Here is a 23,705-nt window from a genome sequence, read left to right as displayed (position 1 = left end):
ACCCCGGAAAAACCTGTGGCCGCCCGGCGAACCAAGGCGGCCACAGTATTTTGGGGACGCACCCCAACAAGCAAACGGTCGGCTTATACGCCCAGCTTCTGCATCAGGTATTGGTGCACGTTGAAGGGTTCGCGGCGGCTCTTCACCCGAGCATAGTCGCCATCCGGCTTCTGCTGCCACGCCAGTTGGTTGTCGCGCAGCGCGTAGGTAAACGCTTCGTCGATCACCCGCTTTTTCAGGGTCTTGTCGTAGATCGGGAACGCTATTTCCACCCGACGGAAGAAGTTGCGGTCCATCCAGTCGGCCGAAGACAGATAGACCGTTTCCTCGCCGTCCGCATAGAAATAGAACACCCGCGAGTGCTCCAGGAAGCGGCCCACGATGGACCGCACGCGGATGTTCTCAGACAGCCCGGACACGCCGGCGCGCAACGCACACACCCCGCGCACGATCAGGTCGATCTTGACCCCGGCCTGGCTGGCCTTGTAGAGCTCTTCGATCACCTGCTCTTCCAGCAGCGAATTCATCTTGGCCATGATGCGCGCGCGCTTGCCCGCCTTGGCCGCCCGCGCCTCGGCACGGATCAGCGCCACCATGCCGTCATGCATGGTGAACGGCGACTGCATCAGTGCCTTGAGCGAGCGGCGCGCGCCCAGCCCGGTCAACTGCGCAAACACCTTGTCCATGTCCTCGCACAACTTCGGGTCGGCGGTCAGCAGGCCAAAGTCGGTGTACAGGCGGGCCGTGCGGGGATGGTAGTTGCCGGTACCCAGGTGGGCATAGCGGCGCAAACGCCCTTTTTCGCGACGCAGCACCACGGCCATCTTGGCGTGCGTCTTGTGGGCCACCACGCCATACACCACGTGCGCCCCCACCTCTTCCAGCTTGGACGCCCAATTGATGTTGGTCTGCTCGTCGAAGCGAGCCATCAACTCCACCACCACCGTCACTTCCTTGCCGGCCCGCGCGGCGGCCAGCAGGATCTTCATCAGCTCGGAATCTTCGCCCGTGCGGTAGATGGTCTGCTTGATGGCCATGACGTCGGGGTCCAGCGCCGCGGCGGTCAGGAAATCAATAACGGGCTGGAACGACTGGTAGGGGTGGTGAAGCAGGCGGTCCTGCGCGGCCACGGCCTCGAACAGGTCTTGCGGCTTGTCGCCCACCTTGTCGAACGGCGCGGGCACGGGCGCGCGGTATTCCGGAAACAGCAGATCGGGCCGCAGGTCGGAATTGCACAACTGCATCAGGCGCGACAGGTTCACGGGGCCTGGCACGCGGTAGGTGTCTTCGGCCTTCAGCGAAAATTCCCGCTGCAGGAAGGTTTCGAGTTCGACAGGGGTGAGCTTGTCGATTTCCAGGCGGACGGCGGCGCCGAAATTACGCTGCGACAACTCGCCTTGCAAGGCGTGGCGCAGGTTGGTGACTTCTTCTTCGTCAACAAACAGGTCGCTGTTGCGGGTGACGCGCCACTGGTAGCAGCCCAGCATTTCCAGTCCGGGGAACAGTTCACCCACAAAGGCACGCAGCAAGGACGTCAGCAGAATGAAGCCTTCCGGGTGGCCGGACAGCTCGGGCGGCATCTTGATCAGGCGCGGCAGGGCGCGCGGCGCCTGCACCACGGCAATCGAGGCCTGCCGGCCGAAGGCGTCGGCGCCCGACAGCGACACAATGAAGTTCAGGCTCTTGTTGTAGACGCGGGGAAACGGATGCGCCGGGTCCAGCCCGATGGGGGTCAGCAGCGGCATCACATCGCGGTTGAACACCTGGCGCGCCCACTCCTGCTGCTCGGCGTTCCATTCGGACGCGTGATGCAGGGTGATGCCTTCTGCCTGCATGGCGGGCAGGATGTCGTCGTTAAGCAGGTTGTATTGGCGCGCCACCAGGGCGTGCACGGCATGCTGGACGTTTTCAAAGGCCTGATCCGGCGTCATCCCGTCGGGGCCCACCAGGTTGGGCGACTGAAGCTGCTGCTCTTTCAGGCTGGAAATCCGGATTTCGAAGAACTCATCCAGATTGGAACTGACGATACACACGTAACGCAGCCGCTCCAGCAACGGTGTCGTCGGATTTTCCGCCATCGCCAGCACGCGCTCGTTGAATTTGAGCAGCGACAATTCACGATTCATGAGCAAAGGCTCGCCAGGCGGGCGTGTGGGCATACCGGATTCCATACGTTGGGAGGAGCGTGGAGTTTTACTGCAAAAAAGTGACGGTTCTATGACATAACGACAAAACCGTAGCGTACGTCAAAAGCGGGACGTATAGCGCACGTCGTGATTTCGCCAAGCCCATGATCCATAAGCGAAAACCCGTACCGAAGGGCACTGTCACATGGGGTCTCTATAATCAGGCCACCTCAAAGCCTATATTACGAGCCGCATGGATCAACTTCTGGCCGCGGTGGACCTCGGGTCCAACAGCTTCCGCCTCTCTATCGGACGCATCGTTCAACAGGACGGTACGCCCCAGATCTACCAGATCGATCGTCTCAAGGAAACCGTCCGGCTTGCCGCCGGACTGGACGCCGAGAAACGCCTGGGCGACGACGCGATCGAACGCGCCATCGCCGTGCTTGAGCGTTTTGGCGACCGCCTGCGCAGCTTCCACCCCAACCGGGTGCGCGCGGTGGCCACCAATACCTTCCGGGTGGCGCGCAACACGCGCGACTTCCTGCCTCGCGCCGAAGCGGCGCTGGGCTTTCCGATTGAAGTCATCGCGGGCCGCGAAGAAGCCCGCCTGATCTTTTCGGGCGTCGTCCACACGCTGCCACCGTCGCCCAACAAGCGCCTGGTCATCGACATCGGTGGCGGGTCCACCGAAGTCATCATCGGCAAGGGGCACGAGCCGGGCCTGATGTCGTCGCTGTACATGGGTTGCGTCAGCTACAGCCGTCAGTTCTTCTCTGACGGCGTGGTGGACGCGCACCAGATGAAACAGGCTGAATTGGCGGCACGGCGTGAAATTGAAGTCATCGCCAAGCAGTACCGCAAGATGGGCTGGAAAGAAGCCTATGGCTCCTCCGGCACCGCCAAGGCGCTGTTCGCCATCCTGACCGAAAGCCGCTTTTCCGACCGCGGCATTACCCGCGCCGGCCTGGCCAAGCTGAAAGACCGCATCGTGCGCTCGGGCCGCGTCATCCCGTCCGAGCTGCCCGGCATCAAGATCGAGCGTTCCGATGTGCTGCCCGGCGGGCTGGCCATCATGACCGCCCTGTTCGACGAATTGGGCATCGACGTCATGCACACCGGCGACGGCGCGCTGCGCCTTGGCGTGCTGTATGACCTGCTGGGCCGCGACGACGAACACGACAAGCGCGACGAATCGGTGCGCCAGTTCATGAAGCGCTACCACGTGGACGTGAACCAGGCGCGCCGTGTGCGCCATGCCGCGCTGACGCTGTTTGACGCGATGTTCCCCGAAGGCCAGGAACGCGCGGAACTGCGTCCGGCGCTGGGCTGGGCGGCGGACTTGCACGAAGTGGGCGTGTCGATTGCGCACAATGCGTATCACAAGCACACGGCCTACGTGCTGGAAAACGCCGACATGCCGGGCTTCTCGCGCGCCGACCAGCAACTGCTTGCACTGTTGGCGCTGGGCCACCAGGGCAAGCTGACCAAGCTGGAACCGCTGATCCGCACCCGGGCGCAATGGAAAGCCATCCTGAGCCTGCGCCTGGCCGTGCTGCTGTTCCGCCGCCGTGGCGAAATCGAGCCCCTGCCGCTGACCGCGTCGGTACGCGAAAGCTCCATCGTTGTGCGGGTCAACCGCGACTGGCTGACCCAGCACCCCTTGAGCGACTTCACCCTGCGCGCTGAAGAAGCGGAATGGAACAAGGTGGGCTTTTCGTTCGAACTGCTGGAGTTCTGATTCAGGCGTCGTGCGCGCCTACACAAGGCGCAGACGGCGCGCGTGGCGCAGACGGCACAGACGAAAAAAAGCGGGTGACGGCGGCAACGCCCTCCCCGCTTTTACGTTCTTATGTGCTTAATCTGGAGACAGATCTGTCTGCCGGTGCAACTGCCTGAGCTCAAGACGGATAGGCCGCGTGGCCCGCCGTATCAGCCTGATTTTCATACGGCGGAGCAAGCGGCGCATGATGATCAGCGCTGGCCGTTGACGGCCGTCGGTTGGTCCAGGCCGAAGTGGCGGCGGTAGCGCTCGTCCATCCGCTCCATCTTCAGCAGCACCGGGAAGTCGGCGGCATTGAAATCCGGGTCCCAGGCGGGTTCGCCACAGACTTTGGCCCCCAGCTTCAGGTAGCCCTTGATCAACGGCGGCACGCGCGCCGGCAAGGTGCTGTTCAATTTTTCCACCGGGTAGCGGTGCAGCGGGGTAACACTGGGCTCGCCGGCCTGGGGCAGCTTCGGCATGATGGTGCGCCAGACTTCGGCGGCGGTAACGCCATCGTCCCGCAGGCTGACGCTGGCGCAGCCCAACACGTATTCGTAGCCGCCGCGCCGCAGGTATTCCGTCAGGCCCGACCACAACAGCATGATCACCCCGCCGTTGCGGTAGTCGGAATGGGTGCACGACCGGCCCACTTCAACCAGTTGGTCACGAATGGGACCCAGCCCGGAAAGATCAAACTCTGATTGCGCGTAATAGCCGCCCGCTTCTCGCGCCTTTTCAGGAGTCAAGATTCGATACGTGCCGACGACGCGACCTGTATCCATTTCGCGCACCATCAGGTGTTCGCAAAAAGGGTCGAAGCGGTCGTGCTCAATGCCGTCAAGCGCGTCGGGAAACACCGCGCCCATGTCCTCGGTGAAGACGTCGTAACGCAGACGCTGGATCTGCTCGATTTCTTCAGCCGTGCGCGCCAAGCCCACCGCCAACACTTTTGGAGCGTTGCCCTTCCAGGGTTCTGCGGGATTACGGCTTGGGGTGGTGCGTGCTAATTCAAGCATTGCGCGAAGCTCCTAGAGAGTCCAGTCAGTTTGGACGCCCTGTATGTCAAAGACTTGACCGATATGTTACGTGACTATGAAGTTTAGTTCGGAGGAGATAGGTCAATTTAGGGCAAATCTCGACAAAACTTTACAAAGCAATACTTATCAAAAATGCACAAAAGCCACTCACCGCTAGGCGGTGCGTGGCTTTCGGGGACACAGTCAGGAGGCCGGGCTTAGGCCAAGCTGGCGGCAAGCTTCTCTGCGCAGGAAACAGCAAGGGATTCATCTTCCGCTTCGACCATCAAGCGCAGCTTGGGTTCAGTACCCGAAGCGCGGATCAGGATGCGACCGCGGCCGTTCAGTTCCGCCTCGACCGCTTCGCGCGCGGCAGTCAGCCCGGCGTGGGTCTTCCAGTCCTGGCCGGGCGTCAACGGCACGTTGATCATCTTCTGCGGATACATGCGCAGATCGCGCACCCATTGCGCCATCGTCTCGCCGCTGCGGCGCAGGGCGGTCAGCACCTGCAAGGCGGCGATGATGCCGTCGCCCGTGGAGTGGCAATCCAGGCACAGCAGGTGGCCAGAGCTTTCGCCGCCGTACTGCCAGCCGTGCGCCTGCATTTGCTCCAGCACGTAGCGGTCGCCCACGTTGGCGCGCTCGAAGCCCACGCCCAGGCGCTTCATCTCGCGCTCGAAGCCGAAATTGGTCATCAGCGTACCGACCACGCCGTCGACCTTGCCGCGCTGCATGCGCTCGCGCACGATGGCGTACAGCAGTTCGTCGCCGTTATAGATGCGGCCTTCGCCGTCCACAACCTGCAGCCGGTCGGCGTCGCCGTCCAGGGCGATGCCCAGGTGGGCGCCACGCGCCTGCACTTCCTTGGCCAGGGATTCGGGGTGCAACGCGCCCACGCCCTTGTTGATATTGAAGCCGTCCGGATGCACACCAATGGCATGCACCTCGGCGCCCAGCTCGCGGAACACGTGCGGGGCGATGTTATAGGCGGCACCGTGCGCGGCGTCCACAACGATCTTCATCCCGTTCAGGTCCAGATCGTAGGGGAAGGTGCTCTTGCAGAACTCGATGTAGCGGCCTTGGGAGTCCGACATGCGGCGGGCGCGGCCCAAGCCTTCGGAACTGACGCAGCCCAGCGGCTCGTCCAGCGCGGCTTCGATCGCTGCTTCGATTTCGTCCGGCAGCTTCATGCCCTGCGCCGAGAAGAACTTGATGCCGTTGTCCTGATACGGGTTGTGCGAGGCGCTGATGACGATGCCCGCCACCAAACGCAATGCCCGGGTCAGATAGGCCACGGCCGGCGTCGGGATGGGGCCGGCCAGCAGCACGTCGATGCCGGCGGCGGACAAGCCGGCTTCAAGGGCGGATTCCAGCATGTAGCCCGAAATGCGCGTGTCCTTGCCAATGACGACCTGCGGGCGGCTACCGCCGCGCACAGCGTGTTCGCGCGCCAGCACACGGCCGGCGGCATAACCCAGGCGCAGCGCAAATTCGGCGTTGATCACCGGACCGCCGACTTCACCACGCACCCCATCGGTGCCGAAATACTTGCGTTGACTCATGAACTGATAGCTCCTTGTTCAGCCGCATGCCATACCTTAAGGGCATCCACGGTGGCGGCAACATCGTGCACACGCACGATGGAAGCGCCCCGGGACACGCAGGCAAGCGCTGCGGCGATGCTGCCGGACAGCCGGTCGCCGACCGGTCGGCCCGTGGCCTGCCCGATCATGTTCTTGCGCGACAGGCCGATCAGCAATGGATAACCGGTGCTGCGCAAACTGGACAAGCGGCGCAGCAATTGGAAGTTTTGGTCCGCCGTCTTGCCGAACCCGAATCCCGGGTCCAGCACGATGCGGCGAGGGTCTATCCAGGCCGCGCGCAGCTTCTGCGCGCGAGACCCCAGGAAGAATCCGATTTCACCGATCAGGTCGGTGTATTCGGGGGGCGAGGCCTGCATGGTACGAGGCTCGCCTTTCATGTGCATTACGCAAAGCCCGCAGCGCGATTGCGCCACTGCCTCGACGGCGCCGGGTTGGCGAAAGCCATAGATGTCGTTGATCATGTCGGCGCCCGCGTCCAGCGTGGCGCGCATGACTTCCGGCTTGAAGGTGTCGATGGATAAGGGCACGCCGCAATCGCGCAATGCCTCGATCACGGGCAACAGGCGGTCGAGCTCATCGGCCACGGAAACCGGATCGGCGCCAGGGCGTGTGGACTCACCGCCCAGATCCAGGATCTGCGCGCCCTCTTCGATCAACTGGCGCGCGTGCGCCACCGCGGAATCCGTATCGTCGTGCTGGCCGCCGTCGGAAAACGAATCCGGCGTGACATTGACGATACCCATGACAAGCGGGCGCTCGAGATCAAACTCGAAGCGCCCGCAAAGGAAGTTATTTGCCATAACTCAGGACAAAAAACCTCAGACTGCTGCAGCCGTGCTGCCGTCAGCCGCCAGACCGGTGCTGGGAGGCGGCGTGTCGGTGGAATCCGACGGGCCTTGCGGCGTTTTCGGGGGGCGCGGAGGGCGGCCCTCGATGATGTCGTTGATCTGGTCGGCGTCGATGGTTTCCCATTCGAGCAGCGCGGACGTCATCACTTCGACCTTGTCGCGGTTGTTTTCCAGGATCTTGCGCGCGACTTGGTATTGCTCGTCGATGATGCGGCGGATCTCGGTGTCCACCTTCTGCATGGTGGCTTCGGACATGTGGGTCGTCTTGGTGACGCTACGGCCCAGGAAGACTTCGCCTTCGTTCTCGGCGTAGACCATGGGACCCAGTTCGTCAGTCATGCCGTAGCGGGTGACGATGTCGCGAGCGATGGCGGTGGCGCGTTCGAAGTCGTTCGAAGCGCCCGTCGTCATCTGGTCCATGAACAGTTCTTCGGCGATACGGCCACCGAACAGCACGGCGATGGTCGACAGCAGACGGCCCTTGTCCATGCTGTAACGGTCGGTCTCGGGCAACTGCATCGTCACGCCCAGCGCACGGCCGCGCGGGATGATGGTGACCTTATGGACCGGGTCGGTCTTGGGCAGCATGCGGGCAACGATGGCGTGGCCGGACTCGTGGTACGCGGTGTTCTTGCGTTCCTCTTCGGGCATGACGATCGAGCGGCGCTCGGCACCCATGATGATCTTGTCCTTGGCCTTTTCGAAGTCGGACATATCCACCGTGCGGCCATTACGGCGCGCGGCGAACAAGGCAGCTTCGTTGACCAGGTTGGCCAGATCGGCGCCCGAAAAACCGGGGCAGCCGCGCGCCAGGATGGTCGCGTCGACGTTAGGCGACAGCGGAACCTTGCGCATGTGAACTTTCAGGATCTGCTCGCGGCCACGGATATCGGGCAGCGGCACCACGACCTGACGGTCGAAACGGCCGGGACGCAGCAATGCCGGGTCCAGCACGTCGGGACGGTTGGTTGCGGCGATCACGATGACGCCCTGGCCGGATTCGAAGCCGTCCATTTCAACCAGCATCTGGTTCAGGGTCTGTTCGCGTTCGTCGTTGCCGCCACCCAGGCCGGCGCCACGCTGACGGCCCACCGCATCAATTTCATCGATGAAGATGATGCAAGGCGCGTGCTTCTTGGCGTTTTCGAACATGTCGCGGACACGGGCCGCGCCCACGCCAACGAACATTTCAACGAAGTCCGAACCCGAGATGCTGAAAAACGGCACCTTGGCTTCACCGGCGATGGCCTTGGCCAGCAGCGTCTTGCCGGTGCCGGGCGAACCCACCATCAGCACGCCGCGCGGGATGCGGCCGCCAAGCTTTTGGAACTTGCTGGGGTCACGCAGGAAATCAACCAGTTCCTGGACGTCTTCCTTCGCTTCATCGCAGCCAGCGACGTCGGCAAAGGTGATTTGATTGGTGTTTTCGTCGAGCATGCGAGCGCGCGATTTGCCGAAGCTGAATGCGCCGCCCTTACCGCCGCCCTGCATCTGTCGCATGAAGAATACCCACACGCCGATCAACAGCAGCATGGGGAACCACGACACGAAGATGCTCATCAACAGCGACTGCTCTTCGCGCGGCTTGCCCGAAACCTGGACGCCGTACTTCAACAGATCGGAAACCATCCAGAGGTCGCCCGGCGAAGTCAGCGTATAGGCGCGGCCCGCGTCCGGGGTGACGTACAGCACATCGCCCTGAACGTCGACCTTGCGGATACGTCCCGCCTTGGCGTCGTCCATGAACTGCGTGTAGCTCACGCCGTCCTGGGTCTGAGCGCGTCCGTCGAACTGTTTGAAGACGGTGAACAGCACCAGGGCTATCACCATCCAAACAGCGACTTTCGAAAATGAATTATTCAAGGTCGATCTCCTGCTTTTGATTCCGACCAGCAACCGCGCACCCGCGTATGGCACGGTCACAAGTATGTCAATAGCCCATTCTACCCTGTTGGACCCAACTGCGTCCTGGGATCCCTGGGGTCCGTGTAGTTACGTCTGGTTTGTCGTTATGGTGGTCGTTGTCTCGGCAAGCAGGTCAACTTTTCAGGGGTGCGGGGCAACATGCCCCGGCCCGGGTTATTTCAGATCGCGCGCAACCAGAAAGGTTTCAGAGGATTTATCCCGTGACGCCTTCGGCTTGCGCTCGACTACCCGCTTGAAGTGCTGTTTGAAGGACTGCACGATCTGCGAAAATCCGCTGCCGTGGAAGGCCTTGACGATCAGCGCCCCGTTGGGCTTGAGGTGGGCGCGGGAAAACTCCATCGCCAGCTCGCACACATGCTGAATGCGCGCGGAGTCGGCGCTACCCACGCCTGACAAGTTGGGGGCCATATCCGAGATTACAAGGTCCACGGCTCGAGATCCGACCATGTCTTCCAATTGTTTCAGAACGTCATCATCGCGAAAGTCGCCCTGGATGAATTCCACCCCGGCCACCGGCTCCATCGGAAGCAGATCCAGCGCAATAATACGTCCGTCCACGATGCCGCCCGGGCCCGCCAGGCGCTCGCGCGCCACTTGGGACCAGCTGCCGGGCGCCGAACCCAGATCGATGACCAGGTCGCCCCGGCGCATCAGCTTTTCGGTATCCAGGATCTCGATCAGCTTGAAGGCGGCGCGGGCGCGATAGCCCTTCTGTTGCGCCAGCTTCACATAGGGATCGTTGATGTGCTGGTGAATCCAGTCTTTAGAGAATTTATTCTTGGCCATTACCGTACAATTCCACGCATGCCTATATTAGAACTTACCTCTCGTGAGCGCAGCGACCTTCGCTCCGCCGCTCACCCTCTGCGCCCCGTCGTCCTGATTGGCGACAATGGCCTGACTGAAGCCGTGCTCAAGGAAATTGACCTGGCACTGGCTTCCCACGGCCTCATCAAGGTACGCGCCGGCGGCGATGACCGCGAGGCCCGCGAGACCATGTTGTCGACCATTTGCGACACCCTGTCTTGCGCCCCGGTGCACCATCTGGGCAAGACCCTGATTCTTTTCCGCCCGCTGGCCGGCAACATCAAGCCCGCCGCCCTGGCAGCGATGGAGCCCGAGGCTCCCGCCAAGCGCCGCGCTTCCGAGCCGTACACGCCGAAGAAGCTGGCCGCCGAAGGCAAGACCCTGTCCAAGCGTCCGCGCCGCAGCGAGTCCGAAGAGCCCAAGCCGGCCAAGGCGCGTTTCGTGCCGCAAGACCAACTGAACAAGAACGGCAAACCGATGCGCCCCAGCAACAAGCGGGCTACCGCCAGCGGCCACGGTATTCCGCGCCGCGCCGGCAGCGCGCTCAGCCTGCGCGCCGGTGCACGCAGCGGTACCAGCCGCAAGACGTCGAAAAGCTAAGGCCGGGCACAAAAACGGGCGCCTGACGCGCCCGGTCCACCATAGCGATCCGCGCGGTTTCCGCGGACACTCAGCCTGAATCAGGCTTCGAGCTATGGCGTTTTGACAGTTTACCGCTAAGGCGAGCGCGTTAGATGTAACGCACGCCCAGAACTTCGTATTCGCGAACGCCGGCCGGGGCCTTGACCTCGACCACATCGCCTTCGCTCTTGCCGATCAGCGCGCGCGCCACCGGGCTGGACACGGAAATCAGGTTGGCCTTGATGTCGGCCTCGACGTCGCCCACGATCTGGTACGTGACGCGGTCACCGGAATCCAGGTCTTCGATGTCGACGGTTGCGCCAAACACGGCACGGCCTTCGGCGTCCAAGGAAGTGGGGTCGATCAGGTGGGCATTGGAAAGCGTGCCTTCAAGTTCGGCAATCCGGCCTTCGATAAAGCCTTGGCGCTCGCGAGCAGCGTCATATTCGGCGTTTTCCGACAGATCACCCTGCGCTCGCGCTTCGGCGATGGCATTGATAACGGCAGGGCGTTCCACGGTTTTCAGCCGCTGGAGCTCTTCTTGCAAGCGCTCGGCCCCGCGCACGGTCAAAGGAATGGCAGACATGTCGTTTCCCAAACAAAAAGTAGAAAACGCCCCGAAGGGAGCGTTCTCGGTGAAGGTCGTTACCGGGGCGCGCACCTGCCATCGGGACAAAAATCAAAGCGAGGCAAGCGGCGCGGACGACCAAAACAAAACCCCGGCTCGGGTCGGAACCGGGGCAATCAAAGTCATATTGTGGGCAAAGTCCCTCGGAATTGCAAGCCACCGCGGAAAACGTGCTTTTGCACGGTTTTCGCTGCTGTAACCCGCGAAAACCGGCTATTTCCTCAACAATTTCCAGACGCGGCGGCGGCCCCCGGCAAGGGACGCCCGCCCCGCGTTGCTGAAAAGATACTTTTCAATAGTATTTTGTCATTTTGACCGCTGACGAAGGCCAAAACGGCCCGATTCATGCCGAAACAGGCTTCCTGCGACGCAACAAGGCGTACAAGATGATGGCCCCGAATGTAGCGGTGCCGATGCCGCCCAGCATGAAGTCACCGATCTTGATGGTGAAGTCGCCCGCCCCCATCACCAACGTGACCGCGGCCACGATCAGGTTGCGGTTATCGCTGAAGTCGACCTGGTTCACCACCCAGATGCGCGCACCCGCAATCGCGATCAAGCCAAACACCACGACCGACATGCCGCCCAGAACCGGGCCGGGAATCGTCTGGATCAGCGCGCCGAACTTGGGAGAAAAGCCCAGCACGATGGCGATCAGCGCAGCCACCACGAAGACCAGCGTGGAATAGATGCGTGTCACCGCCATCACGCCGATGTTCTCGGCGTAGGTGGTGACGCCCGTGCCGCCGACCGCGCCCGACACCATGGTCGCCACGCCGTCGCCGACGAAGGCGCGACCCAGGTAGCGGTCCAGGTCGCGGCCCGTCATGGCGCTGACCGCCTTCACGTGGCCCAGGTTTTCCGCCACCAGGATGATGGCGACCGGCACGATCAAGCCCATGGCTTCGGCCTTGAAGACCGGTGCCGCGAAATGCGGCAGGCCGATCCAGGCGGCGGTGGCCACGCCCGAAAAATCGATGGGCTTGCCCAGGCCCATGCCATTGGCCAGCACCGCGTAGACCACGCAGGCGAGGATCAGGCCGACCAGGATCAGCAAGCGTTGGACCATGCCTTTCGTGTAGACGGCGATGCCGCCGACGCAGACGATGGTGACCAGCGCCATGAAGGTGTCGAAGCCCGACGCGCCCATGGCGCCCTTGGCCGCGATGGGCGCCAGGTTCAGGCCGATCACCGCCACCACGGCGCCCGTGACGACGGGCGGCATCAGCGCATCGATCCAGTTGGCGCCGCTACCCGATCGGGCGTTGGCAATCCAGACGATCACGCCGATCAAGGTATAGGCCAGGCCGCAGGCGATGATGGCGCCCAGCGCCACGCCGATATTGGCGTTTGCCCCGCCCCCCGCATACCCCGTCACCGCGATCACGCCGCCAATGAAGGCGAAGCTGGACCCCAGGTAGCTGGGCACCCGGCCGCCGACGAACAGGAAGAAGATCAGCGTGCCGATGCCGGACATGAGGATCGCCACGTTGGGGTCGAAGCCCATCAGCAGCGGCGCCAGCACCGTCGAGCCGAACATGGCCACCACGTGCTGCGCGCCCATCGCCACATTCTTGGGCCAGGACAGCCTTTCATCAGGCGCGATGATGACGCCGGGTTCGGCATCGTCCGCCAGGCGCCAACGCGGAAAGTACGAATTCGACATAAATATCCCAAATAAGGGGTTGGGTGAGCGGGCGCCAGTGTAAAGGGGGCTGCGAAGGGGCGGCAACGTTTAAGTATGGCTCGCGCGATGCCGTACTTAGGGAAACCCCGGAAATCCAAGGGGACCCCGAAGTACTACCCGGCAGCAGGAGACATCATGGCTATCAATTCCATCGGCGGCACATCCCGGATCGGCAGCTTGGCCGAGCTGTGGGCCCAGAAGATTCAGGCCAACAAAGAAGCGAAGGAATCCGCCGGCGCGGAGGCGACGACCGTTACGCCCGACGGCAAGATCCGCGTCAACAACGCCGGGGCGATGGGCATTGGCGGCGCCAAGGCCACTGAAGAGACCGACAACGACGACGAGTTCACCCGCCAGATCAAAATGCTGCAAAAGCAGCTCAAGCGCATCATGGACCAGATCGCCAAGGTGCAGGCCAGCGGCATGTCGGACGAGATGAAGGCGCAGCAGTTGCAGTCGCTGAACGCCCAGGCCATGCAGATTCAAGGCCAGATCCAGCAGGTGCTGACCCAGCAGGCCAAGGCGGCCAAGGCCAACGGCGTGTCCGCCACGGCATAAGCGCCACAGCCCCGCCAGCCGCGCGCCGCCACCAGGGTGCCCGCGCTGATGAGGCGCATCAAAATTTCTGATTGGACGCATAGCAGGCCTGACATTACTGTCTCCAGACAAATTAAAACTACGGAGACAAACCATGCATGCAATGCGCACAGCCCTTGCAGGAGCCCTGCTGGCCGTTTGCTCGGCCCCTGCCCTGGCCGGCACCGTCACGGTGATCACGTCGTTCCCGAAAGACCTGACCCAGGCCTACAAGACCGCGTTCGAAAAGGCCAACCCCGGCATCACGCTGGAAATCCTGAACAAGAACACCGTGTCGGGCATTGCCTATGTGCGCGAGACCCCAGCGGGCCAACGCCCCGAGGTGTTCTGGGCCAGCGCGCCCGACGCCTTCGAAGTGCTGGGCCGCGACAAGCTGCTGGCCAAGTCTTCCGACGTGGCCAACAAGGATGTGCCGGACAAGATCGGCAACTACCCCATCAACGACCCGTCCGGCATGTACCTGGGCCAGGCCTTGGCGGGCTACGGCATCGTCTACAACACGCGCTACCTTGCCGCGCACAAACTTGCCGCGCCGGTGGAATGGAAGGACCTGCTGTCGCCCAAATGGTTTGGGCATGTCGGCATCACCTCGCCGTCGCGGTCGGGCACGATGCACCTGACGGTCGAAACCATATTGCAAGGCGAAGGCTGGGATGATGGCTGGAACACGTTGCTGCGCATGTCGGGCAACAGCAGCGCCATTACGGAACGGTCCTTCGGCGTGCCCGACGGCGTGAACAACGGCCAGTTCGGCGCCGGCCCGGTCATCGACTTCTTTGGCCTGTCCAGCAAGTATTCCAAGTTCCCGGTGGAATTCGTCTACCCCTCCGAGACGGCCATCGTGCCGGCCAACATTGCGCTGATCGACGGCGCGAAAAACACCGAGGAAGGCAAAAAGTTCATTGCCTTCACGCTTAGCCAGGCGGGCCAGGAACTGCTGCTGCAACCCAAGATCTCGCGCCTGCCCGTGCTGCCGTACTCGGCCTTGGCCGGCAAGATTCCGCCCGGCTACCCTGACCCCGCCGAGATCGCCAAGCGCAGCAAGGTGCAGTTCAACGCCGACCTGTCGCAAAGCCGCTACTACGTCGTGCAATCGCTGTACGACCAGACCATCACGTTCCGCCTGAAGGAATTGCAGGCCGCCACCAAGGCGATCTACGACGCCGAGGCCAAGCTGGGCGACAAGGCCAATAGCGGGCGCGCCGCCGAGCTGCTGGGGCAGGCGCGCAAACTGGCCTGGGCGCCGCTTATCGATGGCAAGAAAGCCGCCGACCCGGCGTTCCTGGCGGTCTTCGCGGGCAACAAGAAAGACGCCTCGGTGAACCAGCAGATCACCCAGTTGGAAGGCGAGTGGAACGGCCGCGCTCGGGCGAACTACGAAGAAGCCGTGAAGCTGGCCAGAGAGGCTGCGTCACTCTAAGCCACACGTCGCAAGGCGCGTGCGGTGGGCGCGACAACATGCCCCCGCCGCGCGGGCAATCCCCTGGCAACACATTCGGGAATCTCGATGACTTCTTCGGGCCACTCACGCCTGCCCGCCGGCCCCGTATTGACGGCGCTGCTGGTGTTCGGCTTTCTGCTGCTCTTTCTTGCCGTGCCCGTGGGCACGGTGTTCTACAGTGCCTTCGTGAACGCCGACGGCAGCTTCACGATGGGCCACTTCGGCGCGTTCTTCAACCAGCCTTTGATGCAGGAAGCGTTCTTCAACAGCCTGTACGTGGCGGGCTGGTCTGCGCTGCTGGCGTCCCTGATCGCCGTGCCACTGGCGTACTTCACGGTGCGCTTCGAGTTCCGGGGCGCGCTGATCATCCAGACGCTGGGCGTACTGCCGCTGATCATGCCGCCGTTTGTGGGCGCGGTGGCGATGCAGCTGATCTTCGGACGATCGGGCAGCGTCAACCTGCTGCTGAACGATTGGTTCGGCTTCACGATTCCGTTCATGGAAGGCTTGAACGGGGTCATCTTCGTTGAAGCCCTGCACTACTTCCCGTTCATCCTGATGAACCTGGTGGTGGCGCTGCGCAACATCGACGGCGCCATGGAAGAAGCCGCGTTCAACCTGGGCTCGCGCGGGTTCCGCCTGTTCCGCCGTGTGATATTTCCGTTGGCCCTGCCCGGCTACGTGGCGGGCGCGTCACTGGTGTTCGTGAAGGTGTTTGACGACCTGGGTACGCCGCTGGTGCTGGGCACCACCAACATGCTGGCGCCGCAAGCGTACCTGCGCATTACGCAGGTGGGCCTGGAAGACCCGCTGGGCTATGTGATCAGCGTCATCATGATCGCGTTTTCGATTTTGGCGTTGTGGCTGTCGGCGCGCGTGCTTAAGGGGCGTGATTACTCCACGCTGCAAAAGGGCGGCAATTCGATCCAGAAGCGCAAGCTGGGGCCGATGGAAAGCGTGCTGGCCTACGGCTGGATCATCCTGGTGCTGCTGCTCGTGCTGTCGCCGCACATGGGTGTGCTGCTGCTGTCGCTGGCCAGCGTCTGGAGCTTTGCGCCGCTGCCCGACGGCTACACGTTGGCGCATTATTCGGCGGTGTTTTCCGAGTCGCAGGGCATGATCGCCAACACGCTGCTTTATTGCGGGCTGGCGGCGGGCGTGGATGTGATTATTGGCACCGCCATCGCCTACCTGATGCTGCGCACCCGGCTGCCGGCGCGCCAGTGGCTGGACTTCATGGCCTCCGCTGCCTTGGCAATCCCCGGCATCGTGCTGGCCATCGGCTTCCTGCGCACGTTCCGCGGGATCGAGCTTCCCGGAACCGGCACGCTGCTGACCTCGTCGTGGATCATCATCATGATTGCGTATTCGGTCAGGCGCCTGCCGTACGCGCTGCGCTCTTGCGTGGCGTCCTTGCAGCAGATCAATGTGTCGCTGGAGGAAGCCGCGCAATCGCTGGGCGCCACGCGCATGAGCACGATCCGCCGCGTGGTGGTGCCGTTGATGGCGGGCGGCATGCTGGCGGGCTTCGTGACCAGCTTCGTGACGGCGGCAGTTGAGCTGTCGGCCACCATCATGCTGGTCACCAAGGACAGCCAGGCGCCCATGAGCTACGGCATTTATCTGTATATGCAAAGCGCGGCGGGACGGGGGCCGGGGGCCGCGCTGGGCGTGCTGGCGGTGGCCGCGGTGGCTATCGGCACGTATGTATCGCACCTGCTGGTGGAGCGCGCGCAGTCGCGCCAGCGTCCGGCGCGCACTGAGGGGGAATCCGCATGAAGAAAGTTAGCGTAGAGTGCCGCAACATCCGCCTGTCGTACGGCACGACGGAAGTGCTGAAAGATGTGAACATCCACGTCGAGCCGGGGGAGTTCTTCGCGTTGCTGGGGCCGTCGGGCTCGGGCAAGTCAACATTGCTGCGGCTGATTGCCGGCTTCAACCGGCACAGCGCGGGCCAGTTGCTGGTGGACGGCAAGGACATCAGCGGCACCCCGCCCTGGAACCGCAACATCGGCATGGTGTTCCAGAACTATGCGTTGTGGCCGCACATGTCGGTCTGGGACAACGTGGCGTTCGGCCTGGTCGAACGCAAGCTGCCCCGGGCCGAGATCCGCGCCAAGGTCGAAGCCGCGCTCGAACTGGTGGGGCTGTCGCAGTTTGGCAAGCGCCGGCCGAATCAATTGTCGGGCGGGCAGCAGCAGCGCGTGGCGCTGGCCCGAACCATCGTCATCGAACCGCAGGTGCTGCTGCTGGATGAACCGCTGTCGAACCTGGACAAGAAGCTGCGCGTGCAGATGCGCCAGGACCTGCTCAGCCTGCAACGCCGGCTGGGCATCACCACCATCTTCGTCACGCACGACCAGGAAGAAGCCATGACCACGGCTGACCGCATGGCCGTGCTGGACCACGGCGTGGTGCAGCAGATTGGCGCGCCCAGCACGCTGTTCGATTATCCGGTGAACCGCTTCGTGGCCAACTTCGTGGGCACGATGAACGTGCTGGAAGGCGATGTGCGCGAACGCACCAGCGGCAGCGTCGTGCTGGCGGTGCCGGGCGTGGGCGACCTGCATCTGCCGCTGACGGCCGAGGCGCCCGCCGCAAGCCGCCTGGCCGCCAGCTTCCGGCCGCATACCGTGCAGATCGAAATGGCGGATGGCCTGGGCGATGCGCGCTATGTGTGGCTGCCGGGCATTGTGGAAAGCAGCGAGTTCCTGGGTGAATTCACGCGCTATCAGGTGCTGATCGGTGAGCAGCGCCTGACGGCCGACCAGTCGCACCTGGCGGGGCTGTCGCCCTTTCCTGCCGGCGCGCCGGTTTCCATTGGACTGGAGCCCACCCAGATACGGCTGCTGGCGGCCTAAACTTGCCGCCATGGAAATCTATCAGATCCGCGCTTTCGTCACGGTTGCCCGGCTGGGCAACCTGACCAAGGCGGCCGAAGCGCTGTCCCTGACCCAGCCCGCCGTGACCGCGCAGATCAAGGCGCTGGAACAAAGCCTGGGCGTGGCCTTGTTCGACCGTAGCGGCGGCCGGCTGGCGCTGGCCAAGGCGGGCGAGGTGCTGCTGCCCACGGCGGAATCGCTGCTGGTGCTGGGCGCGCAGTTCAAGTCTGAAGCACAGCAGTTGCAGGGCAGCCTGCATGGGGTCGTGGAACTGGGCGTGCCCAGCGAAAAGCCGGACTTCCTGCGCCTGGGGGAGCTGGCCTCGGCCGTGACGCAGCGCCTGCCGCTGGTGGAATTGAAGACCCAGACCCTGCCCACCGCCACGCTGGCCGAACAGGTCAGCACCGGCCGGCTGCCGGCCGCGCTGACCATCGCCGCCAACCCGCCGCGCGGGGTGCTGTGGCTGCCGCTGCGCAGCGTGCGCTATCGCATTGCCTTGCCGAAAGAACACGCCACGGCGCTCAAGCGCGGCGGCTGGCGCGAAGTGGCCCAGTTGCCGTGGCTGGACGGGCCGTCGGGCAGCCATACGCATCTGCTGCTGCGCGACATGTTCGAACGCCATGGCCTGACACCGCGCATCGTCATGCAAAACGATGACCAGGCCAACCTGGAGGCGCTGGTACGCGCTGGCGCGGGCTGCGCGCTGTTGCGCGAAGAGACCGCACTGGCGGGCGCCGCGTCCAATGATTTCATCGTGTGGGGCCAAGCCCGCGCCGACGCCATGCTAGGCTTCATCCTGCCTTATGAGCGCGCTAGCGAGCCCGCGCTCGTCGCGTTAAGCTCGATCATTCATGCCATTTGGAAGCCGCGCGCGGTGATCGCGCCGGCCCAGCTTTGATGACCAAGCGTTGATTAACAAGCGTTGATCACCACGCTTTGCCCCACTCCCTGCCTTATTCCCCACTACGACCGTAATGACTGAAATCTGGTTCATCCGCCATGGCGAAACCGACTGGAACCGCCAGCGCCGCCTGCAAGGCTGGAAAGACATTCCCCTGAACGAATTCGGCGTCAACCAGGCCAGCCTGCTTGCCGCGCGCCTGCGCGACGAGGCCCGCGAAACGCCCATCCACGCCATCTACAGCAGCGACCTGCAACGCGCCCACGCCACGGCGGTGCCGGTATCCGAACAACTGGGTTTGCGCGTGCGGGTAGAGCCCGGCATCCGCGAGCGCGGCTTCGGCGTGCTGGAAGGGCTGGACCACGAACACATCGACGTGCAGGCGCCCGAAGCCGCCGCCGCCTGGAAAAGCCGCGACCCCTTGCGGCCGCTGGATGGCGGCGAAACGCTGGGCCAGTTCCAGTCGCGCGTCATTTCCACCGTGGACGACATCGCCAGCCGCCACGACGGCGAGCGCATCCTGATGTTCACGCACGGCGGCGTGCTGGACATCATCTGGCGCCATGCCTCGGGCGTGCCGCTAAACGGCGCGCGCGATGCCGCGCTGCTGAACGTCAGCATCAATCGCGTCGGCGTAGAGGGGCGTAAATGGGAAGTGCTGGATTGGGGCGACGTGGGCCACGTGGCCGATGAGGTCGGCGACGACGTGGTGCCGTAACGCACGCAACACGCATCACCCTGCTTTGCGCGGCTTGCGTGGCGCGTTGCGCGCCAGCTTGTCGTACACCGCGTTGGGCAACAGGCGCATCAGCTTGGCCACCACGCCCATCTGCCACGGAATCACCGTATACGACGTGCCGCGTGCAATCGCTGCATGCGCGCGTTGTGCAAAGGCGGCCGCTTCCATCAAAAAGGGCATGGAATACGGGTTCTTCGCCGTCATGGCGGTCTTGATGTAGCCCGGGGCAATTGTCACCACCCGGATACCGTCAGCCGCCAATTCCAGACGCAGGCTTTCGCAATAGGTCACCACGGCGGATTTGGAGGCGCTGTAGGCGCCTGCGCCCGGCAGTCCGCGCACACCCGCCACGCTGGCAATACCCACCAGGCGACCCGATCCAGCGGCGCGCATGGCGCCTACGAAGGGCTCGAAGGTGGCCACGGTGGCCAGCAAGTTGGTGTCCACGATGGCCTTGAAGACGTCGTAGTCCTCGCCGTGCTCGGTCAAGGTGCCCGCGCTGATGCCGGCGCTGGCGATGACGACATCCACCCTGCCCTGGCAAAACGCAATGAAATCGGCCGCCGCCGCATGCAGCGCGGCGCGGTCGCGCACGTCCACCGCGTAACAACGATGCTCGCCCGGCAGGCTGTCGGCCAATTCACGCAGCGCGTCTTCGCGCCGGCCCAAGAGACCCAGCGTGGCGCCCGATGCGGCGTACTGCTGCGCCAGGGCGCGACCCAGGCCACTGCTGGCGCCGGTGATGAAGACTCTGTTCATGGGATCGTCGTAAGCGAATAGGAAGATAGAAAAGAAAAAGGGCGGCCCTGATCAAGGGCCGCCCCGGCATCCTACCTCAAGCCCGTAGGCTTGGCGCTATCGCGTCAGCCTTGACCGCTAAGCGATGCGTGCAGTTCCTGCAACGGATACACCTGCAGGCCCAGGCCCTGGCGCAGATACTGCATGCCTTCGACCGCGGCGCGGGCGCCGGCGATGGTGGTGAAGAAGGTGACGCGGGCAGCCAGCGACTGCGTACGGATCGTGCGCGAATCAACGATGGCGTTGCGGCGTTCTTCGACGGTGTTGATGACCAGCGCGATTTCGCCGTTCTTCACCATGTCGACGATGTGCGGACGGCCTTCGGTGACCTTGTTGACCACTTGCACCGGAATGCCCGCGGTTTCAATTTCGGCCGCCGTGCCGCGCGTGGCAACCAGCTTGAAGCCCATGGCGTGCAGGCCGCGCGCCACTTCCACGGCGCGGGGCTTGTCCTGGTTCTTCACGCTGATGAACACCGTGCCGGATTCCGGCAGGCGCACGCCAGCAGCCAATTGCGACTTCACGAAGGCTTCGCCGAAGCTCATGCCCACGCCCATCACTTCGCCGGTCGACTTCATTTCCGGACCCAGGATGGTGTCCACGCCCGGGAACTTCACGAACGGGAACACGGCTTCCTTGACCGAGAAGTAAGGCGGCACGACTTCCTTGGTGATGCCTTGCGCCGCCAGCGTCTGGCCGGCCATGGCGCGCGCGGCGATCTTGGCCAGTTGCAGGCCGGTGGCCTTGGACACGTAGGGCACCGTACGCGAGGCGCGCGGGTTCACTTCCAGCACGTAGACGTCACCGCCCTGGATGGCGAACTGCACGTTCATCAGGCCGCTGACGTTCAAGGCCTTGGCCATCATCGTGGTCTGGCGCTTGATCTCGGCGATGACTTCCGCCGACAGCGAGTAAGGCGGCAGGCTGCAAGCCGAGTCGCCCGAGTGCACGCCGGCCTGCTCGATGTGTTCCATGACGCCGCCGATGAAGACGGTTTCGCCATCGGCCAGGCAGTCCACGTCGACTTCGGTGGCGTTGTTCAGGAAGCGGTCCAGCAGCACGGGCGAGTCATTGCTGACCTTCACGGCCTCACGCATGTAGCGCTCGAGGTCTTGCTGCTCGTGCACGATTTCCATGGCGCGGCCGCCCAGCACGTAGCTGGGGCGCACGACCAGCGGGTAGCCGATCTCGGTGGCGTGGGCCAGGGCCTCGCCTTCGGTGCGCGCGGTGCGGTTGGGCGGCTGACGCAAGCCCAGCTTGTTCAGCAGCTTCTGGAAGCGTTCGCGGTCTTCGGCAACGTCGATGGATTCCGGGCTGGTGCCGATGATGGGCACGCCGTTGGCTTCCAGGGCACGGGCCAGCTTCAACGGGGTCTGGCCGCCGTACTGGACAATCATGCCGACCGGGTTTTCCTTGTGGACGATTTCCAGCACGTCTTCCAAGGTCAGCGGTTCGAAGTACAGACGGTCGGACGTGTCGTAGTCGGTGGACACGGTTTCCGGGTTGCAGTTGACCATGATGGTCTCGTACCCGTCGTCGCGCAGCGCCAGCGCGGCATGCACGCAGCAGTAGTCGAACTCGATGCCCTGGCCGATACGGTTCGGGCCACCGCCCAGCACGATGATCTTCTTGCGATCGGTGGGCGCGGATTCGCACTCTTCCTCGTACGTGGAGTACATGTACGCAGTGCGGGTGGCGAATTCGGCGGCGCAGGTGTCCACGCGCTTGTAGACCGGGCGCACGTTCAACTGGTGACGCAGCTTGCGCACTTCCGATTCAGCGGAATCCAGCAGGAACGCCAGGCGGCGGTCGGAAAAACCGCGGCGCTTCAGTTCCCACAGCGTGGCGTAGTCCAGGTCGGCCAGCGTCTTTTGTTCCAACGCCAGTTCGATGTCGACGATTTCCTTGATCTGCGACAGGAACCACGGGTCGATGTGCGTGATGTTGTGCACTTCGTCCAGCGTGAAGCCTTGCGCGAAGGCGTCGCCCACGTACCAGATGCGTTCGGGACCGGGCTCGCCCAGTTCGACTTGCAGCTTTTCGCGGTCGGTGGTTTTCTGGTTCAGGCCGTCGACGCCGACTTCCAGGCCACGCAGCGCCTTCTGGAACGATTCCTGGAAAGTGCGGCCGATGGCCATGACTTCACCCACGGACTTCATCTGGGTGGTCAGGCGCGCATCGGCGGTGGGGAATTTTTCGAAGGCGAAACGCGGCACCTTGGTGACGACGTAGTCGATCGACGGTTCGAACGAGGCAGGCGTGGCGCCGCCGGTGATTTCGTTCTTGAGCTCGTCCAGCGTGTAGCCCACGGCCAGGCGCGCGGCGACCTTGGCGATGGGGAAGCCGGTGGCCTTGGATGCCAACGCCGACGAACGCGACACGCGCGGGTTCATCTCGATGACGATCATGCGGCCGTCACGCGGGTTGACCGCGAACTGCACGTTCGAACCACCCGTATCCACGCCGATCTCGCGCAACACCGCGATCGATGCGTTACGCATGATCTGGTATTCCTTGTCGGTCAGCGTCTGGGCCGGCGCCACGGTGATCGAGTCACCGGTGTGCACGCCCATCGGGTCCAGGTTTTCGATTGAGCAGACGATGATGCAGTTGTCCGCCTTGTCGCGGACCACTTCCATCTCGAATTCCTTCCAGCCCAGCAAGGATTCTTCGATCAGCAGTTCGCTGGTCGGCGAGGCTTCCAGGCCGCGGCGGCAGATGGTTTCGAATTCTTCGGCGTTGTAGGCGATACCACCGCCCGAGCCACCCATGGTGAAGCTGGGGCGAATGACGGCCGGGAAACCCGAGGTGCCCACTTCGGAAGCGATGCGGCGCTGCACTTCCCAGGCTTCGTCCATGCTGTGGGCGACGCCCGACTTGGCCGATTCCAGGCCGATGTCGGTCATGGCCTGCTTGAACTTCTGGCGGTCTTCGGCCTTTTCGATGGCGTGCTCGTTGGCGCCGATCAGTTCCACGTTGTGCTTTTTCAGCACGCCGTGATGGGCCAGGTCCAGTGCGCAATTCAGCGCGGTCTGGCCGCCCATGGTGGGCAGCAGCGCATCGGGCTTTTCACGCTCGATGATCTTTTCAACCGCTTGCCAGGTGATGGGCTCGATGTAGGTGACGTCGGCCGTTTCCGGGTCCGTCATGATCGTGGCGGGGTTGCTGTTCACCAGGATGGTGCGGTAACCCTCGGCCTTGAGCGCCTTGCACGCCTGTGCGCCGGAATAGTCGAATTCGCAGGCCTGCCCGATGATGATGGGGCCGGCGCCGATGATGAGTATGCTTTTTAGGTCTGTACGCTTGGGCATGATGCAAT

19 protein-coding genes are annotated in these 23,705 nt (G+C 63.4%); 9 read left to right on the top strand and 10 right to left on the bottom strand.

Going from position 1 to position 23,705, the window contains the following annotated elements:
- Nucleotides 1–83: 83 nt before the first annotated feature.
- Complete coding sequence (gene ppk1 / locus CVS48_RS13880) at nt 84–2,159, bottom strand: polyphosphate kinase 1 (RefSeq protein ID WP_100854958.1); 2,076 nt, start codon at nt 2,157–2,159, stop codon at nt 84–86.
- Between the two features lie 220 nt (nt 2,160–2,379).
- Between ppk1 and ppx the strand changes: the two genes are divergently transcribed.
- Nucleotides 2,380–3,867, top strand: a complete 1,488-nt coding sequence (ppx, locus tag CVS48_RS13875) for an exopolyphosphatase (protein ID WP_050449044.1) — start codon at nt 2,380–2,382, stop codon at nt 3,865–3,867.
- 233 nt (nt 3,868–4,100) lie between these two features.
- Here the strand turns inward: ppx and CVS48_RS13870 are convergent, their stop codons facing one another.
- The 5 genes from CVS48_RS13870 to CVS48_RS13850 all read right to left on the bottom strand — a co-directional run bounded on the left by CVS48_RS13870 (nt 4,101) and on the right by CVS48_RS13850 (nt 10,071).
- On the bottom strand, nt 4,101–4,907 hold the full coding sequence (locus CVS48_RS13870) for a GNAT family N-acetyltransferase (RefSeq protein WP_100854957.1): 807 nt from the start codon (nt 4,905–4,907) through the stop codon (nt 4,101–4,103).
- Nucleotides 4,908–5,125: 218 nt separating this feature from the next.
- On the bottom strand, nt 5,126–6,469 hold the full coding sequence (gene glmM, locus CVS48_RS13865; protein WP_100854956.1) for a phosphoglucosamine mutase: 1,344 nt from the start codon (nt 6,467–6,469) through the stop codon (nt 5,126–5,128).
- Nucleotides 6,466–7,311 (bottom strand): dihydropteroate synthase, encoded by an 846-nt coding sequence (folP, locus tag CVS48_RS13860; protein ID WP_100854955.1) that lies wholly within the window; start codon nt 7,309–7,311, stop codon nt 6,466–6,468. Before folP ends, glmM begins: the two co-directional genes overlap by 4 nt.
- 18 nt (nt 7,312–7,329) lie before the next feature.
- The gene (gene ftsH / locus CVS48_RS13855) at nt 7,330–9,222 is read right to left on the bottom strand and encodes an ATP-dependent zinc metalloprotease FtsH (protein WP_100854954.1); all 1,893 of its coding nucleotides are present in this window, start codon (nt 9,220–9,222) and stop codon (nt 7,330–7,332) included.
- Nucleotides 9,223–9,438: 216 nt separating this feature from the next.
- The gene (locus CVS48_RS13850) at nt 9,439–10,071 is read right to left on the bottom strand and encodes an RlmE family RNA methyltransferase (RefSeq protein ID WP_100854953.1); all 633 of its coding nucleotides are present in this window, start codon (nt 10,069–10,071) and stop codon (nt 9,439–9,441) included.
- A gap of 18 nt (nt 10,072–10,089) precedes the next feature.
- Here CVS48_RS13850 and CVS48_RS13845 point away from each other — a divergent pair, with 18 nt between their 5' ends.
- The gene (locus CVS48_RS13845; protein ID WP_100854952.1) at nt 10,090–10,692 is read left to right on the top strand and encodes a YhbY family RNA-binding protein; all 603 of its coding nucleotides are present in this window, start codon (nt 10,090–10,092) and stop codon (nt 10,690–10,692) included.
- Nucleotides 10,693–10,822: 130 nt separating this feature from the next.
- Here CVS48_RS13845 and greA read toward each other — a convergent pair whose 3' ends face one another.
- The gene (gene greA, locus CVS48_RS13840; RefSeq protein WP_006221068.1) at nt 10,823–11,299 is read right to left on the bottom strand and encodes a transcription elongation factor GreA; all 477 of its coding nucleotides are present in this window, start codon (nt 11,297–11,299) and stop codon (nt 10,823–10,825) included.
- On the opposite strand from greA, the gene CVS48_RS29210 reads away from it, so the two are divergent.
- Nucleotides 11,298–11,540 (top strand): hypothetical protein, encoded by a 243-nt coding sequence (locus CVS48_RS29210; RefSeq protein WP_126376181.1) that lies wholly within the window; start codon nt 11,298–11,300, stop codon nt 11,538–11,540. The genes greA and CVS48_RS29210 overlap by 2 nt on opposite strands.
- A 144-nt stretch (nt 11,541–11,684) precedes the next feature.
- Here CVS48_RS29210 and CVS48_RS13835 read toward each other — a convergent pair whose 3' ends face one another.
- Nucleotides 11,685–13,007: a solute carrier family 23 protein gene (locus CVS48_RS13835; RefSeq protein WP_050449038.1), complete on the bottom strand. Its 1,323-nt coding sequence runs from the start codon at nt 13,005–13,007 to the stop codon at nt 11,685–11,687.
- A gap of 156 nt (nt 13,008–13,163) precedes the next feature.
- On the opposite strand from CVS48_RS13835, the gene CVS48_RS13830 reads away from it, so the two are divergent.
- From CVS48_RS13830 to CVS48_RS13805, 6 genes are all read left to right on the top strand, one after another.
- Nucleotides 13,164–13,586 (top strand): FlxA-like family protein, encoded by a 423-nt coding sequence (locus CVS48_RS13830; protein ID WP_100854951.1) that lies wholly within the window; start codon nt 13,164–13,166, stop codon nt 13,584–13,586.
- Between the two features lie 133 nt (nt 13,587–13,719).
- Complete coding sequence (locus tag CVS48_RS13825) at nt 13,720–15,045, top strand: ABC transporter substrate-binding protein (RefSeq protein WP_100854950.1); 1,326 nt, start codon at nt 13,720–13,722, stop codon at nt 15,043–15,045.
- Between the two features lie 87 nt (nt 15,046–15,132).
- Entirely contained in the window at nt 15,133–16,845 is a 1,713-nt protein-coding gene (locus tag CVS48_RS13820; RefSeq protein ID WP_100854949.1) for an ABC transporter permease, read from the top strand.
- On the top strand, nt 16,842–17,927 hold the full coding sequence (locus tag CVS48_RS13815; protein ID WP_100854948.1) for an ABC transporter ATP-binding protein: 1,086 nt from the start codon (nt 16,842–16,844) through the stop codon (nt 17,925–17,927). Before CVS48_RS13820 ends, CVS48_RS13815 begins: the two co-directional genes overlap by 4 nt.
- A gap of 10 nt (nt 17,928–17,937) precedes the next feature.
- Nucleotides 17,938–18,846, top strand: coding sequence for a LysR family transcriptional regulator (locus tag CVS48_RS13810; protein WP_100854947.1), 909 nt, complete (start codon nt 17,938–17,940; stop codon nt 18,844–18,846).
- Nucleotides 18,847–18,922: 76 nt separating this feature from the next.
- Nucleotides 18,923–19,567 (top strand): histidine phosphatase family protein, encoded by a 645-nt coding sequence (locus CVS48_RS13805; protein ID WP_100854946.1) that lies wholly within the window; start codon nt 18,923–18,925, stop codon nt 19,565–19,567.
- A 15-nt stretch (nt 19,568–19,582) separates the two neighbouring features.
- On the opposite strand, the gene CVS48_RS13800 is transcribed toward CVS48_RS13805, so the two are convergent.
- Nucleotides 19,583–20,347, bottom strand: a complete 765-nt coding sequence (locus CVS48_RS13800; RefSeq protein WP_100854945.1) for an SDR family oxidoreductase — start codon at nt 20,345–20,347, stop codon at nt 19,583–19,585.
- 104 nt (nt 20,348–20,451) lie between these two features.
- The gene (gene carB, locus CVS48_RS13795; protein ID WP_100854944.1) at nt 20,452–23,697 is read right to left on the bottom strand and encodes a carbamoyl-phosphate synthase large subunit; all 3,246 of its coding nucleotides are present in this window, start codon (nt 23,695–23,697) and stop codon (nt 20,452–20,454) included.
- Between the last annotated feature and the right edge of the window lie 8 nt (nt 23,698–23,705).

The organism is Achromobacter spanius, assembly GCF_002812705.1.
Lineage (GTDB): Bacteria > Pseudomonadota > Gammaproteobacteria > Burkholderiales > Burkholderiaceae_B > Achromobacter > Achromobacter spanius.
The sequence above is the reverse complement of the archived record's forward strand: the minus strand, read 5'-3'. Positions and strand labels throughout refer to the sequence as shown.